Origin of the sequence: Epilithonimonas hominis, assembly GCF_003730015.1 — a bacterium.
Lineage (GTDB): Bacteria > Bacteroidota > Bacteroidia > Flavobacteriales > Weeksellaceae > Epilithonimonas > Epilithonimonas hominis.
This window is the reverse complement of sequence record NZ_RJTU01000076.1, coordinates 1-15,857: the sequence shown is the minus strand read 5'-3', so window position 1 is coordinate 15,857 and position 15,857 is coordinate 1. Positions and strand designations below refer to the sequence as shown.

General features: G+C 36.9%; 16 protein-coding genes. All 16 read left to right on the top strand.

Features of this window, described 5'->3' with window-relative positions; all coding sequences use genetic code 11:
- The first annotated feature begins 145 nt into the window (after nt 1-145).
- The 16 genes from EGH73_RS12130 to EGH73_RS12055 all read left to right on the top strand — a co-directional run bounded on the left by EGH73_RS12130 (nt 146) and on the right by EGH73_RS12055 (nt 15,533).
- On the top strand, nt 146-745 hold the full coding sequence (locus tag EGH73_RS12130; protein WP_123282063.1) for a TetR/AcrR family transcriptional regulator: 600 nt from the start codon (nt 146-148) through the stop codon (nt 743-745).
- 92 nt (nt 746-837) lie between these two features.
- On the top strand, nt 838-1,920 hold the full coding sequence (gene paaE, locus EGH73_RS12125; RefSeq protein WP_123282062.1) for a 1,2-phenylacetyl-CoA epoxidase subunit PaaE: 1,083 nt from the start codon (nt 838-840) through the stop codon (nt 1,918-1,920).
- A 371-nt stretch (nt 1,921-2,291) separates the two neighbouring features.
- Nucleotides 2,292-3,251, top strand: a complete 960-nt coding sequence (gene paaA, locus EGH73_RS12120) for a 1,2-phenylacetyl-CoA epoxidase subunit PaaA (RefSeq protein WP_123282061.1) — start codon at nt 2,292-2,294, stop codon at nt 3,249-3,251.
- Nucleotides 3,252-3,406: 155 nt separating this feature from the next.
- On the top strand, nt 3,407-3,694 hold the full coding sequence (gene paaB, locus EGH73_RS12115) for a 1,2-phenylacetyl-CoA epoxidase subunit PaaB (RefSeq protein WP_063970555.1): 288 nt from the start codon (nt 3,407-3,409) through the stop codon (nt 3,692-3,694).
- Between the two features lie 85 nt (nt 3,695-3,779).
- Nucleotides 3,780-4,535: a 1,2-phenylacetyl-CoA epoxidase subunit PaaC gene (paaC, locus tag EGH73_RS12110; protein WP_123282060.1), complete on the top strand. Its 756-nt coding sequence runs from the start codon at nt 3,780-3,782 to the stop codon at nt 4,533-4,535.
- Complete coding sequence (gene paaD / locus EGH73_RS12105) at nt 4,529-5,014, top strand: 1,2-phenylacetyl-CoA epoxidase subunit PaaD (protein WP_123282059.1); 486 nt, start codon at nt 4,529-4,531, stop codon at nt 5,012-5,014. Before paaC ends, paaD begins: the two co-directional genes overlap by 7 nt.
- 145 nt (nt 5,015-5,159) lie before the next feature.
- A complete protein-coding gene (locus EGH73_RS12100; RefSeq protein WP_123282058.1) occupies nt 5,160-6,326 on the top strand; it encodes a 3-hydroxyacyl-CoA dehydrogenase NAD-binding domain-containing protein in 1,167 nt (388 codons plus the stop codon).
- Between the two features lie 145 nt (nt 6,327-6,471).
- The gene (pcaF, locus tag EGH73_RS12095; protein ID WP_123282057.1) at nt 6,472-7,677 is read left to right on the top strand and encodes a 3-oxoadipyl-CoA thiolase; all 1,206 of its coding nucleotides are present in this window, start codon (nt 6,472-6,474) and stop codon (nt 7,675-7,677) included.
- A gap of 93 nt (nt 7,678-7,770) precedes the next feature.
- On the top strand, nt 7,771-9,816 hold the full coding sequence (paaZ, locus tag EGH73_RS12090) for a phenylacetic acid degradation bifunctional protein PaaZ (protein ID WP_123282056.1): 2,046 nt from the start codon (nt 7,771-7,773) through the stop codon (nt 9,814-9,816).
- A gap of 242 nt (nt 9,817-10,058) precedes the next feature.
- On the top strand, nt 10,059-10,814 hold the full coding sequence (locus EGH73_RS12085; RefSeq protein ID WP_123282055.1) for an enoyl-CoA hydratase/isomerase family protein: 756 nt from the start codon (nt 10,059-10,061) through the stop codon (nt 10,812-10,814).
- Nucleotides 10,815-10,933: 119 nt separating this feature from the next.
- Nucleotides 10,934-11,185, top strand: coding sequence for a type B 50S ribosomal protein L31 (locus EGH73_RS12080; protein ID WP_089769305.1), 252 nt, complete (start codon nt 10,934-10,936; stop codon nt 11,183-11,185).
- A gap of 154 nt (nt 11,186-11,339) precedes the next feature.
- Nucleotides 11,340-12,500 (top strand): GlmU family protein, encoded by a 1,161-nt coding sequence (locus EGH73_RS12075; protein WP_123282054.1) that lies wholly within the window; start codon nt 11,340-11,342, stop codon nt 12,498-12,500.
- Nucleotides 12,501-12,639: 139 nt separating this feature from the next.
- Nucleotides 12,640-14,292, top strand: a complete 1,653-nt coding sequence (locus EGH73_RS12070; protein ID WP_123282053.1) for an Ig-like domain-containing protein — start codon at nt 12,640-12,642, stop codon at nt 14,290-14,292.
- 17 nt (nt 14,293-14,309) lie between these two features.
- Entirely contained in the window at nt 14,310-14,729 is a 420-nt protein-coding gene (locus EGH73_RS12065) for a heme-binding domain-containing protein (protein ID WP_089769300.1), read from the top strand.
- 106 nt (nt 14,730-14,835) lie between these two features.
- Nucleotides 14,836-15,255 (top strand): hypothetical protein, encoded by a 420-nt coding sequence (locus EGH73_RS12060; protein WP_123282052.1) that lies wholly within the window; start codon nt 14,836-14,838, stop codon nt 15,253-15,255.
- Entirely contained in the window at nt 15,255-15,533 is a 279-nt protein-coding gene (locus tag EGH73_RS12055; RefSeq protein ID WP_123282051.1) for a hypothetical protein, read from the top strand. Before EGH73_RS12060 ends, EGH73_RS12055 begins: the two co-directional genes overlap by 1 nt.
- The last annotated feature ends 324 nt before the right edge of the window (nt 15,534-15,857 follow it).

Genomic DNA, 15,857 nt, shown 5'->3' with positions numbered 1-15,857 from the left:
TTCAAAAGACTTAAAAAATAAATATAGCTTGTGGTTTTAAAAAATCTTAGCTGAGCGTAAGCGCCTTTGCGAACCTTAAAAATATTTTCAATAATGAATAAAAAATCTTTGCGGACTTTGCGTTCAAAAAATATGATTATTTAAAATGGAATTAGATTTATCCACAGAGAAAAAAATCAAAATCAATAAAAAAGAATTGATTTTAGAAGAAGCCGCAAAACTTTTCAAAGAGAAAGGATTTGGCGGAACCAGTATGCGCGACCTCGCTGAAAAAGTTGGAATGGAAGCGGCAAGTATGTACAATCATATCAAATCCAAAGACGAAATTTTGGAATTGATATGTTTCAAAATAGCCAATCAATATATTTCCCAGTTGCAGGAAATCGAAAATACGAATCAAAGTTTTCAGGATAAACTGAGAGCCATTATCGGTCTTCACGTTCAGTTGATTATTGAAGATGCAGCCTCAGTTTCTGTAGCGAATAACGATTGGAAATATCTTTCCGAAGAAAAGAAAAATCAATACAAGCAAATCAGAAAATCCTACGAAAAAAGCTTTGCAAACATCATAGAACAAGGAATAGAAAATGGCGAATTCAAAACAATGAATGTTTCTGTGGCGCTTTTTACAATGTTATCTTCTTTAAGGTGGATAGAATTATGGTACAAACCAAGCCGAGAAATCACACCACAAGAACTGGAAGATGACTTGAAAACATTATTAATGAATGGTTTGAATAATTAAATTCAAATCTTAGCTAAGCGTAAGCGGCTTTGCGAACATAAAAACATAAAGTAAATCAAAAAAAACTTAGCGCACTTTGCGTTTAAAATAAAATGTCAGTAATTTTTTACCCATTAACCGTAAAAAAAGTCAAGAAAGAAACTCAAGATTGTGTTTCCGTGAGTTTTGATGTTCCGGCAGAATTAATGGAACAATTCAAATTCACGCAAGGACAATATTTGACATTCCGACAAATGAATGGCGTGCAGGAATTGCGTCGTTCTTATTCGATTTGTGCAAGTCCGTGCGAAGGCGAATTGAAAGTAGCTGTGAAAAAAGTTCCTGAAGGTCTATTCTCTTCTTTTATGAACGAAAACCTGAAAGAAGGCGACGTTTTGGAAGTAATGCCGCCGATGGGAAAATTCTACACAGAACTTAATCCCGAGAACAAAAAAACGTATGTTGCTTTTGCGGCAGGAAGCGGAATCACACCGATTATTTCCATCATCAAATCTGTTTTGAAAAATGAACCGCAAAGTCACTTTATTTTGATTTACGGAAACAAAAATAAAGGAACAATCATTTTCAAAGAAGAAATCGAAGCTTTGAAAGACCGCTTTATGGAACGATTGAGCATTTATCACATTCTCAGTCGCGAAGTTGCCGATGCAGATTTGCTAAGTGGAAGAATCAATTCCGAAAAAGCAGAATCTTTTATCAAGAACATCATTCCGGCAGAAAAAATCGATGAGGTTTTCATTTGCGGACCGGAAGAAATGATTCTAAGTGTGAGAGATACTTTAATCCAATCAGGTGTTGAAGCTAAGAAAATTCATTTCGAATTATTCTTCAGTGCGGCTTCTGCGGAAAAGAAAAAAGAACACGAATCTGCAATTAATAAGTCTGATGATGATTTTAGCAAAGTCACTGTAAAATTAGATGCAACAGCGTTAAATCTAGACTTAGCTTACCACGGACCAACGATTTTGGACGCGGCTTTACAAAACGGAGCCGACTTGCCTTATGCTTGTAAAGGTGGTGTTTGTGCGACTTGCAAATGTAAATTAGAGAAAGGCGAAGTAGAAATGGACATCAATTATTCTCTCGAACCAGACGAGATTGCAGCAGGATTTATTTTGTCCTGTCAGGCGCATCCACGTTCGGAAGAAGTGGTGGTGAATTTTGATATTAAATAAGATAATAATTATGGCAGCTTAATCCGCCTTCCGCTCCCAATCTTTTTTGCAGACGATTTCAGTTTAAATAGAACTTGAGTCCACGCAAAAAAGGATTTCCGCTCAAGTCGGGCTGCAGATTCGGTGTAAAACAAGTAAGGCTATAACCACGAAGTTTGTCATTCCGAAGGAATCTAAAATTAGTTGTAGAGATTCTTACAGAATGACAAAAAGATAATTTAGATAGAATTAGTCTTAGCTGAGTTTACGCCTTTATCTCAATGTTTTTATTGATTTTAATGGAATCAATGAATCTTTGATTTGCGAACTTAAAAACAGTTAGTAGTTAAAAAAAATCTTTGCGCGCTTTGCGTTCAAAAAATATAAAGAAAATGGAAACAACAGAAATCAATTTAGAAGAACATTTTCAGAATAAGATAGACAGCGAAATCCGCATCGAACCAAAAGACTGGATGCCGGATGCATACAGAAAAACCTTGATTCGTCAGATTTCTCAACACGCGCATTCCGAGATTGTCGGTATGTTGCCGGAAGCCAATTGGATTACACGCGCACCAACTTTGAATCGAAAGAAAATCCTCTTGGCAAAAGTTCAGGACGAAGCCGGACACGGACTTTATCTCTATTGTGCTGCCGAAACTTTGGGCGTCACAAGAGACGAGACGATTAACGATTTACATTCTGGAAAAGCCAAATATTCCAGCATTTTCAATTATCCAACTTTGACTTGGGCAGATATGGGCGCAATCGGTTGGCTGGTAGATGGCGCAGCAATTTTGAATCAAGTGCCACTTTGTCGCGCTTCGTACGGACCTTATGCCAGAGCAATGGTTAGGATTTGTAAAGAAGAAAGTTTCCACCAAAGACAAGGTTACGAGCTGATGATGAAATTGGCTCAAGGTTCGCCTGAGCAAAAAGAAATGGCTCAGGATGCATTCAACCGTTGGTGGTGGCCGACTTTAATGATGTTCGGACCAAAAGATGCCGATTCTGGAAATACAGAATTATCAATGAAATGGCGCATCAAACGTTTTACCAATGACGAGTTGAGACAGCGTTTTGTAGATGTTTCCATTCCTCAGGCAGAATATTTGGGCTTGACCATTCCAGACCCTGATTTGAAATTCAATAAAGAAACCGGACATTACGAATTCGGAGAAATCGATTGGGACGAGTTTTGGAAAGTGGTTAAAGGTAACGGACTTTGTAACAAAGAAAGAATCGAAACCCGCAAAAAAGCCTTCGATGACGGCGCTTGGGTAAGAGAAGCAGCAACAGCTTATCACGAGAAAAGAAAATTAAGAGAAGAACAAAATAGAAAAACAGTCTAATCTTTTGTAACGCAAAGGCGTAATTAATTTGACAAATCTATGTTTTAAGTCGCAAAACTTAATTCGAAATTTCATTCTTTGCGACTTAAAACAGAATGAAAAAAACAAAAATCTTGCGCCTTTGCGATAAAAATTAAAGCTCAATAATTAATATTATGCAAAATACAGAATGGCCGCTTTGGGAGGTTTTTATTAGGAGCAGACAGGGTCTGGATCACAAGCACGTGGGCAGTCTTCACGCTGCTGATGCGGAAATGGCAATCCAAAACGCACGTGATGTTTACACGAGAAGGATGGAAGGTGTCAGCATTTGGGTGGTAGAATCCAAGCATATCCACGCCACCAATCCCGATGATTCCGAGGCGTTTTATGAACCTTCGGAGGATAAAGTTTACCGTCATCCAACGTTTTACCACGTTCCGGAAGAGGTAAAGAATATGTAAAAAAAAACTTCCATCCCCTAGAGTGGCAGAATTTCAAAATATTTGAAATTAGGGGTGGTTTATAATGCCAATTAAATAGAAACCAATGAACAATAATTATCTCAGTTATATATTACATCTCGCAGATACAAGCCTGATTCTCGGACAACGCCTCTGCGAATGGTGCGGGAAAGGTCCAGTCTTGGAGCAGGATATTGCTTTGTCCAATATTGCTTTGGATTTGTTGGGTGAATCTTCCAATTATTATCAATATTCGGCAGAAATGCTTAATAACGGAACAACAGAAGACGATTTGGCTTTCCTTAGAAACGAACGAGAATTCAAGAACCTGCTTTTAGTTGAAAGAGAAAACGGGCATTTCGGAGATACTATTGCAAGGCAATTTTTCTTTGATGCCTATCATCATTTGTTATTAACTGAACTGAAAAATCATTCTGATTTGAAATTGTCTTCCATTGCCGAAAAATCTTTGAAAGAGGTGACTTATCATTTAAAATGGAGTAGTGAATGGATGATTCGATTGGGCGACGGCACGGAAGAAAGTCATAACAGAATCCAAAAATCAGTCAATGATTTGGTGGACTTCACGGACGAAATGTTCATTCCAACCAACTGGGAATTAGAATTAATTAAACAAAACATAATTCCCGACATCAGAACTTTCCGAACCAAATGGGAAACCAAAGTTTTGGAAATCCTGAATGAAGCAACTTTATCTGTTGATTTCTCAAAAGCGAGACAATTAACCGGCGGAAAAGACGGAAAACATACGGAAAAAATGGGTTACATCTTAGCAGAGATGCAAATAATGCAACGCACTTATCCTAATTTGGAATGGTAGTTACAGAAGAGTATATCTGGCAAATCTTAGAAGAAATTCCTGATCCGGAAGTTCCTGTTCTCAATCTTTTGGATTTGGGAATAATCCGTGATGTGATTCTCAATGAAGACGAAATCGAAATTGTGGTAACGCCAACTTATTCCGGTTGTCCTGCAACATCGATGATTAATATGGCGATTAAAATGAAGCTGATTGAAAAAGGTTTCAATAATATTAAATTAACCAATCGATTAAGTCCGGCTTGGACCACCGATTGGATGACGGAAGAAGGAAAACAAAAACTAAAAGCTTACGGCATAGCACCCCCTGTCTACTCAAAAAATAATGATGAATTATTCTCAAAAACAGATGAGGTCGAATGTCCGCTTTGCGGTTCAAGATATACACATTTGGTTAGTCAGTTCGGCTCCACAGCCTGCAAAGCATTGTATCAGTGCGATGATTGCAGAGAACCTTTTGACTATTTTAAATGTCATTAATTTGGTTGATGGTTATTAGTTGACAGTCGTTTGATTTAGACTAAAACAAATAGATATTTCTTCGCTGAGTGCTAACGCCTTTGCGAACTTAAAAACAGTTTGTCGTAAAAAAATCTTTGCGCTCTTTGCGTTAAAATATTAGAAAATGAAAATAGGAATAGTCGGTAGCGGAGCAATGGGAAGCGGCATTGCGCAGGTTTTGGCGACAGCCGGAAATCAGGTTTTGTTGTATGACAGCAATCCGATTGCCGTAGAAAAAGCAGGGCAAAATCTCGAAGCGCAGTTCCAAAAATTAGCCGAAAAAGGAAAGCTGATTTATGAAGAAGCGGAAACTTATTTCGATAATATCCGATTGAGCGATCAATTATCAGAATTAAAAGATTCAGAATTAATTATCGAAGCGATTATCGAAGATTTGGAAATCAAAAAAGAGTTGTTTCAAAAGCTGGAAAATTTGGTTTCCGAAAATTGTATTTTGACAACCAATACGTCATCTTTATCAGTTGCGTCCATTGCATCAGCTTGCCAGAAACCAGAACGAGTGATTGGGATTCATTTTTTCAATCCGGCGCCTTTGATGTCTTTGGTTGAGATTATTCCTGCTGTTCAGACGGATAAAGATTTGGTTTCAAAAACGAAAAATTTAGTAGAAAGCTGGAAGAAACTTCCTGTAATTGCAAAAGATACGCCTGGATTTATTGTGAACCGTGTCGCAAGACCATTTTACGGAGAAGCGATCCGGATTTTGGAAGAAGGAATTGCGGACTGTGCAACTATTGATTTTGCAATGACGAGTTTAGGTGGTTTCAAAATGGGACCGTTTCAATTGATGGATTTCATTGGTCACGATGTCAATTATCGAGTTACTGAAAGTGTTTTTAAAGAGTTCTTCTACGACCCGAAATTCAAACCATCATTCACGCAAAAAAGATTATTCGAAGCAGGATTTTTCGGAAAGAAATCGGGAAGAGGATTTTATGATTATTCTCCAAATGCTGAACAACCAAAACCGAATGAAAATCTGGAATTATTAGAATCAATATTCAAAAGAATCCTGGTAATGTTGATGAATGAAGCTGCAGATGCTTATTTCTTAAATATTGCTTCCGCAGAAGACATCGATTTGGCAATGACAAAGGGTGTCAATTATCCAAAAGGATTATTACAATGGGCAGATGAATTTGGTTTGGATAATCTTGAAAAAGAATTGGATCGCCTTTATGATTATTACCACGAAGACCGTTACAGATGCAGTCCAATCATTAGAAACTTAGTAAAACAGAATAAAACTTTGAACCACATACACACATAGTTTTCATAAAGTTTAAATAGTTCACGCATACTATTTCTTTTTTAACGTTTAAAATTTTATTCTTAATTCTATGTGGCTATGTGGTTGATTAAAAAGTTACAGTAACTAAATCATTTATCGATTATCATTAATCATTTATAAAAAAATGAAGAACGTATATATAATAGATGGCATCCGAACGCCAATCGGAAAACTTAAAGGAAGTTTATCTTCGGTTCGTCCCGATGATATGGCGGCTTTTGTCATCAAAAAACTATTGGAAAGAAACCCGACCATCGACCAAAGCAGAATCTCCGATGTTGTTTTAGGTTGTGCTAATCAAGCTGGCGAAGACAACCGAAACATTGCAAGAATGTCGGCTTTGTTGTCTGGTTTGGATTATCACGTTCCCGGCGAAACAGTCAATAGACTTTGCGCTTCAGGATTGTCAGCTGCGATTAATGCTGCAAGAGCAATTCAAGTTGGCGACGCCGATTTGATGATTTCCGGTGGTGTTGAAAATATGACACGTGGACCTTTGGTAATTTCAAAATCCGAAAATCCTTTTGGTGGCGACGCAAAAATCTATGATACAACTTTCGGCTGGAGATTCATTAATCCAAAAATTAAGGAAATGTACGGTGTAGATGCAATGGGTGAAACAGCAGAAAACTTGGCTGAACGAGATAATATTTCCAGAGAAGACCAAGATTTGTTTGCTTTTAATTCTCAACAGAAAGCTAAAGTTGCACAGGAAAACGGAAGATTGTCTCAAGAAATTGTCGGCGTTAATATTCCTCAGAGAAAAGGAGAAGATTTGATTTTTGATAAAGATGAGTTTCCAAAAAACGATACAACTTTAGAAGGTTTATCAAAATTAAGAACTGCTTTCAAAAAAGATGGAACCGTTACTGCAGGAAATGCTTCGGGACTGAATGACGGCGCAGCGGTTAATTTATTAGCTTCAGAAAATGCGATAAAAGAATTTGGATTAACGCCGAAAGCTAGAATTGTTTCGAGTGCTGTTGTTGGTGTTGAACCAAAGTTTATGGGAATTGGTCCTGTGAAAGCAGCTGAATTAGCATTACAAAAAGCAGGATTGACATTTAATGATATTGATATTATTGAATTAAATGAAGCTTTCGCTGCACAAAGTTTGGCTTGCATCAGAGCTTGGGGATTGGATGACAACGATTCCAGAATCAATCCAAACGGTGGCGCCATTGCACTTGGACATCCGCTTGGAATGAGTGGTGCGAGAATCCTGAATTCTGCGATGTATGAATTGCAGAATCAGAATAAAAGATATGCTCTGGCAACAATGTGTGTAGGTTTGGGGCAAGGTTTTGCAGTGATTATTGAGAAAGTTTAAAAACAAAGATATTAGAAGCTAGAAATTAGATGTTAGACCTTGCCTCATCTAACCTCTAAATTCTAAATTCTAACCTCTAAATTCTAAAAAATTATGCAACTAGAAAATTACGCGCTCGGCAGATGGATAAAAGGTGAAGGAGAAGGGCAGGCTTTATATAATGCTATCAATGGAGAATTGGTAGCAACGGCGACTTCCAAAGGCTTGGATTTTGGCGAAATGATGAATTATGCCAGAAAAATTGGTGGTCCGGCTCTTAGAAAATTGACTTTTCAGGAAAGAGGCTTGATGTTGAAGAAACTCGCTTTTCATCTGATGGAAAAGAAAGATATTTTCTACAAAGTAAGCTGGGCAACGGGCGCAACCAAAGCAGATTCTTGGGTGGATATCGAAGGTGGAATTGGAAATTTATTTTCGAATGCATCGTTGAGAAGACAGTTTCCGGACTTACCTTATTATATAGATGGCGATTCGGTTAAACTCTCCAAAGAGGGAACTTTCATCGGTCATCATATTTGTACGCCGAAACGTGGTGTGGCGATTCATATTAATGCATTTAATTTTCCGGTTTGGGGAATGTTGGAGAAAATTGCGGTCAATCTTTTGGCCGGTGTTCCGGCAATCGTAAAACCTGCAACTGCAACAAGTTTCCTGACGGAAGTAGTGGTTAAAGAAATCATCGCTTCCCAAATTTTACCTGAAGGAAGTTTACAGTTGATTTGCGGTTCAGCCAATGGAATTCTGGATAATGTGACAATGGAAGATGTTGTAACGTTTACAGGTTCGGCTTCCACAGGAAAAATGCTGAAAGCGCATCCGAAAATTATTGAAGAATCTGTTCCTTTCAACCTGGAAGCAGACTCTTTGAATGCGATGGTTTTAGGAGAAGATGCAAAACCTGGAACTGCGGAATTTGGTTTGTTCATCAAGGAAGCAGTTCGTGAAATGACGACCAAAGCGGGACAAAAATGTACAGCAGTCAGACGATTGCTGGTTCCTGCAAATTTGGTAGAAGATGTTCAGATTGCGCTTGGACAAAGACTTTCAACCGTAATTATCGGCGACCCGAATGTTGAAGGTGTTAGAATGGGCGCTTTGGCGAATAAAGACCAGGTGAAAGAAGTTTCTGAGAAAGTTCAGGAATTATCCAAAACTCAGGAAATTGTTTTTGGAAATCTGGAAAATTTTGAAGTAAAAGGTGCGGACAAAAACAAAGGCGCTTTCATTTCCCCGATTTTATTCCTTAATTCAGACCCTTTTAAATATACAGATTGTCACAATATCGAAGCTTTTGGACCTGTGAGTACAATCATTCCTTATAATAATTTGGACGAAGCGATTGAGTTAGCGAGAATGGGAAAAGGGTCGCTTTGTTGTTCGGTGGTGACGGCTGATGACGATTTTGCGAGGGATTTCGTCATCGGAGCCGCATCGATGCACGGAAGGATTTTGATTCTCAATTCCGATTGTGCGAAAGAAAGTACAGGTCACGGTTCGCCATTGCCAATGCTGATTCACGGAGGTCCGGGAAGAGCTGGCGGTGGAGAAGAAATGGGCGGAAAACGCGGCGTTCTGCATTATATGCAACGCACGGCGATTCAAGGTTCGCCAACGACTTTGACACACATTACTCAGCAATATCAATATGGAGGAAAACAATGGGAAGATAACATTCATCCATTCAGAAAACATTTTGAAGATCTGAAAATCGGGGAAACTTACATTACTGCAAAACATACCGTTACGGAATCTGACATTACCAATTTTGCTAATGTTTCCGGCGATAATTTTTACGCACATATGGATGCGACTTCTTTGGAAGGAACAATCTTCGAAGGACGTGTTGCACACGGCTATTTCATTTTAAGTAAAGCCGCAGGTTTGTTTGTTGATGCCAGAAAAGGCCCAGTTTTACTGAATTATGGTTTGGACGAATGTCGATTTGTAAAACCCGTTTATCCCGGAATGACAATTGGTGTGAAGTTTACCTGCAAAGAAAAAATCAATCAGGAAAAACGCGACGAAGAAGATATTGCAAAAGGAATTGTTCGTTGGTTAGTTGACGTTTATGACGAAACCGGAGAAACAGTTGCGATTGCTACAATTCTAACAATGGTCAAAAAACTTAATCAAGAATAAATTAAGAAACAAGATAAAAGTAAAAAGAATCAAGTGTTTCCAAAGTTTTGTAATTTGGACAGCATAATCCGCCTTCCGCTCCCAAACCTAACGGAGTGGTTCGACGGAGTCAATCTTTGTTGCAGAACATTTCAGTTTAAATAGAACTTTTAGTCAAAGCAAAAAAGGATTTCCACTTAGGCGGGGTTACAGATTCGATATATTATTAACCATCAACAGACAATTATTAACATACAACAAAAATGGAAGCTTACGTAACATCAAACATAGAAAACGGAATCGGAACCATCGAGTTTTTTCATCCTCAAAGTAATTCGATGCCGAGTTCTCAACTTAGAAATCTTGTTGAAGAGATTAATAATCTTAGTAAAAATGATGAGGTCAAAGTCATTATTCTGAAAAGTGGAGGCGAAAAAGCCTTTTGTGCAGGAGCATCTTTTGACGAATTGATCTCTATCAAAGATTTTGAAACTGGAAAAACGTTTTTCTCTGGTTTTGCAAATGTCATCAATGCAATGCGAAAATCTCCAAAACTAATTATCGCCAGAATCCACGGAAAAGCTGTTGGTGGTGGTGTTGGAATTGCGTGTGCTGCAGATTATACTTTTGCGACAGAAAATGCCTCTGTCAAACTAAGTGAATTGGCGGTCGGAATCGGACCTTTTGTTATTGGTCCGGTTGTAGAAAGAAAAATTGGGACTTCGTCTTTTGCACAATTAGCCATTAATGCCACCGAATTTTATTCCGCAGAATGGGCGCAGGAAAAAAGTATGTATCAGGATGTTTATGAAACGCCTGAAAAAATGGATGCGGAAATTAATCTGTTAGCAGAAAAATTAGCCCAATCCAGTCCGGACGCAATGACAAAATTGAAAGAAGTCTTTTGGAAAGGCACGGATGATTGGGATCAGCTCTTGACAGAACGTGCTGCTGTCAGTGGGCAATTGGTGCTTTCTGAGTTTACTGTCAATGCGATCAATCAGTTTAAGAAGAAGTAATTGCTAATAAAATTTGCAGAATAAAAAATTATTATTATTTTTGCAGACCAAAACCAGAGCAGAGTGGATCCATTACGTCCTGAGCTCATATTTTAATAATTATTTTAAAAATTCTGAAAATGAAACAAGGCATACACCCAGAAAATTATAGATTAGTAGTTTTCAAAGATATGAGTAACGAAGAAATGTTCCTTTGCAAATCTACAGCTGAAACCAAAGACACCATCGAGTACGAAGGAACTGAATATCCTTTGATCAAAATGGAGATCTCTTCTACTTCTCACCCTTTCTACACAGGTAAAACCAAATTGGTAGATACTGCCGGTAGAGTTGATAAGTTTATGAACAAATACAAAAAATTCGCTAAGTAATCTTAGCCTATTTTACAAATATCAAAACCTTTCGGATTTCCGAGAGGTTTTTTTGTTAATTTTGCTAAAGATAGATATTAGACTCTGGAAGTGAAGAATTAGATTTCAAGCACTTTTGTCTAACATCTTAAGTCTAACATCTAACATCTAAAAAATGCAGCTTGTATTTTCAGACGCACAATATTGGGAAGATTTTCTTCCACTAACTTTTACAAGACCAGTTGCAGAAATGCGGATGGGAATCCTGACTTTCTCAGAAAGATGGAAAAAATTGCTGGATATTGATGAGGTTTTCTACATTACAGAAAATTATCTTCAGGAAAAATTCAAAAAGCCAGAACCAAAGCAAAGTCTTTTCATTGTTCCGAATTTCTTCCCTTCAGACGAGGTTTTGAAGCAAATTAAAGAACTTCAGCCTGGTGAAGCTCTGGTTTATGAAAACGAAGTTTTGGTAGCAAACATCAATATGGAGAATTTTTCATTGAATCAGATCAATAAAATGACGGATATTCACGAGAAATTATTATTTATTGAAAAACCAACCGATATCTTTTCCAATAATGATTTTGCGATTAATTTTGATTTTAAATTAATTACAGAAGGTAGAACGTCTCAAGAATTATCTTCAACCAATGGATTTATCGGTGAAAAAGAAAATCTTTTCATCGAAGAAGGTGGAACGATAGAATTTTCAACCCTCAATTGCAAAACCGGAAAAATCTACATCGGAAAAAATGCCGAGATTATGGAAGGTTCTAATATCCGAGGTTCATTAGCACTTTGCGAAGAATCAAAAATTAATCTTGGAACCAAATTATATGGCGGAACTACGATTGGTCCACATTCAAAAGTAGGTGGTGAGGTCAATAATATTGTAATTTTCGGATATTCCAATAAAGGGCACGATGGTTTTGTTGGTAATTCTGTGATTGGAGAATGGTGTAATCTGGGCGCAGATACCAATTCATCAAATCTTAAAAATAATTACGCTTCGGTAAAACTTTGGAATTATAGAAGGAAACGATTTCTTGATACTGGTTTGCAATTTTGCGGGCTGATAATGGGCGATCATTCCAAAACTGCAATCAATACTCAATTAAATACGGGAACAGTTGTGGGCGTCGCAGCAAATATTTTCAAATCCGGTTTTCCACCAAACTTAGTGGATAGTTTTTCTTGGGGCGGAATGAAGGGTGATGAAAAATTTAAACTCGAAAAATCTTACGAAGTTGCAGAAAAAGCAATGGAACGCAGAAAAATCGCAATAACCGAAATGGATAAAGATATTTTGAAGTACATCTATAATGAGTTTTAATTTTAAAACTCGTTTTTTATTTTCAATTTAACTTACTTTACAATTAACTAAAGTATTTTGTCTCAAAGTTTGCTTATTTTTGCTGATTAAGATTTTAGTGCAAGATCTAAAGTCTCATTTCTAATATCTAATTTTGATAATGAAGCAGTTTCTTCTTTGGCTTTTTTTGGCGTTGGTTTTGGTAAGTTGTGCCAGAGTGGGTTCGCCCATTGGTGGTGGTAAAGATACAATTCCTCCGAAAATGGTTGGGTCTAATATCGATACCACAAGGATTAATGTTCCCAGAGATCTTAAAGAATTAAGAATCGATTTTGATGAATATATAACGCTGAAGGATATCAATAAGAATCTAATTATTTCTCCGCCAATAAAATACACCAAGATTATTCCCTCATCCATGGGGAATAAATACCTCCAGATACAATGGAAAGATACGTTGCAGGCTAATACAACGTATAATTTCAACTTCGGAAACTCTGTGGTAGATCTCAATGAGAGCAATCCTTTGCCTTATTTCAATTTTGCTTTTTCTACAGGAGACAAGATTGATGATCTCTTCATCAGTGGAACTATTTCTGATGCCTTGGGTAGTGATAAAAACTCGGAAGGGAAAGATAGAAATCTGGTAATCGGACTTTATCAGGTTAAAGATACGATGAATTACCGCCAAAAACCTTACTATATAACGAAAGCGGATCCAGATGGTTATTTTGAACTGAATTATCTTACGCCAGGAAAATATAAAATTATTGGTTTTGATGATGAGAATAATAACTCCATTTACGATTTAGGAAAAGAAAGTGTAGCTTTTCAAAAGCAAGAAATTAATCTTGAGTCAAGTATTTCTGGAATGAAACTTAAAATTTTCCCTTCTAAAAAAGCAATCAAGTATCAAGAAATGGTGGCTTCTGTTGGTGGTGTTGTAATGAGTTTCGAAGGTAACCCTGAAAAAGTAATTGTAAAAAGAGTTGGCGAAAAACCTGCTGATTATAAAGTCACACATAAACTAAGATCGGATTCTGTGAAGGTTTGGTTTGATGCAGGAAAAGAAAACATTGGTGTAGCTGTAAGTGAAAACCTCAAATTTTCTTATGATATCGGAGCAAAACAAGATACGGTTTCTATTTTCTACAAGAAACCAGCGAAGGAAGATATGACGGTTTCGAATCCTTTTTCCAATGAACTTGCGCCGGGTTCTAATTTTAGATTCGCTTCTAATTATATCATCAATAAAATTCAGCCGGAAAACTGGAAACTGGAATCTGATAGCATATCGCAGAACTTCACGGCAAAGATTTCTGAGTTAGATTCTACACAAGTAGTCATAAAATCGAATTTTGTCGTTGGGAAAAAATACAAGCTTACGGTTCCGAAAAATACAGTGATTTCTTTTTATAACAGATTAAGCGAAAGTGTTCGCTTCGATTTTGAAGCCGCCAAGCCAGAAGAATTCGGAAGTTTTACAGTAAATCTTGTCAATAAGCCTGAGCATAATTTTTGGATTCAATTGCTGAATGATAAGAATGAAACCGTCTATCAGAAGTTTTCCAATGAGTCATTAATAAAGTTTATCAATCTCAAACCAGCATCATATAAATTAAGAATTTTGGTAGATAATAATGATAACGGTTTCTGGGACAGTTCAGATTTCGCAACTGAAACTTTATCGGAAGATGTCTATCTTTATAAAAAAGCAGGAGACAAGGATATAATGACCAAAATCAATATTCGTCCGATGTGGGAAATTAATGAAAATTGGGATTTAACTAAAGAAGAACAGTCGGTCAATTGAAGAAGATAATTTTGTGGATGGCTGTAGCCTTCTTGACTATACAATTAATTCCCATCGACAGGGAAAATAAACCTGTGGACAAAAATAATAATTTTACGGACATTTATAAAACGCCGCAAGATGTCCGTTCATTATTGAAAAATGCTTGCTTTGACTGTCATTCTAATGAGACAGTCTATCCGAACTATGCGTATATAGCTCCGATTTCCTGGGCGGTTAAGGATCACATAAATGAAGGAAGAGAATATCTTAACTTCTCCGAATGGGGAACATATAATAAGGATATAAAGCAAAACGCAATACAAAAATCTATAGAAACAATTAGGAGTAAGCAGATGCCTTTGCCTTCTTATATCAATTATCATCCTAAAGCAAATCTAACTACATCTCAAAGAAAAATCTTGGAAAACTATTTTTTAAGCATTCAAGCAAAGTAATCCATATAAAATTAAAAGTTTTTCGGATATTTTTTATATTTGATATAAAATTTATAAGTAATGAATAGATTATATGTTTTTTTTGATATTATTTTGCTCTTTTTCTATGAGAGCTCAGGAACAAAATCCTCAAACGGATGAAAAGAGAAACCTTGTAAAAATGAATCTTACTGGAGTTGTCTTCCGGAATTTTCAGTTTGCTTACGAAAGAACCATAACAAAGAGGTTGGGTGTTCAGGTTTCTTACGGGTTTATTCCCACTGGGCAGGTGCCGCTTGTAGACCAGTATATTAAAGACGATAATGTTAATAATGTAAGAATGGGCGGAAGTAATTTCACTCTTGAACCGAGAATATATCTTGGGCGAGGTTACGGTCACGGATTCTATATCGCTCCATATTATAGATACTCTCATTTTGATGTTGATAATGTAACCTACAACTATACATCAGAAGATCCTATGCACCAGGTGAAAAAATTCCCATTGCTTTTTCTGGGAAGACGAACTCAAACAATGTTGGGTTGATGATCGGTGCTCAATGGCTCTTAGGTAAAAAAGATAATTGGGTGTTGGATGTTTGGTTCATAGGTGGTCACTATGGTGGCGCAACAGGAACTATCATTGGGAAATCAGGAAGACCGCTTACCGTTGAGGAACAAAATCAGCTTAATACCGATATTCAGGATCTCGATATCTCATTATTTGATTACAAGGTCACAACCAATGCGTCCGGCGCAACTATCGCTTTGGATTCCAAATGGCTAGGTGTACGCTCGGGAGTTTCATTTGGGTATAGATTTTAAGAATACAATACAGTTATTATAATACTCTGAAGCTTTCGGATTTTATATCTATAAAATTGATCGTGATCTTACCATTCGTTTATATTTCACCAAGATTATGGAAATCATAATCCGAAGGTATGGAATAAGAAGATAACCAGTATTGCTTTACATCATAGCCAGGTTAAAGATGATTGCGGTAAAGATAAAATTAATCCTTTTGATTTTCAGTGGTGTTATCAAATATTTGTTTAATTATTAGGGATAAAGTTGGTAGGTTTAATAAATAACCTGAGTTCGGGATAAGAAATGAAATAAAATTTGGAATGAAAAGTAATAATTCGT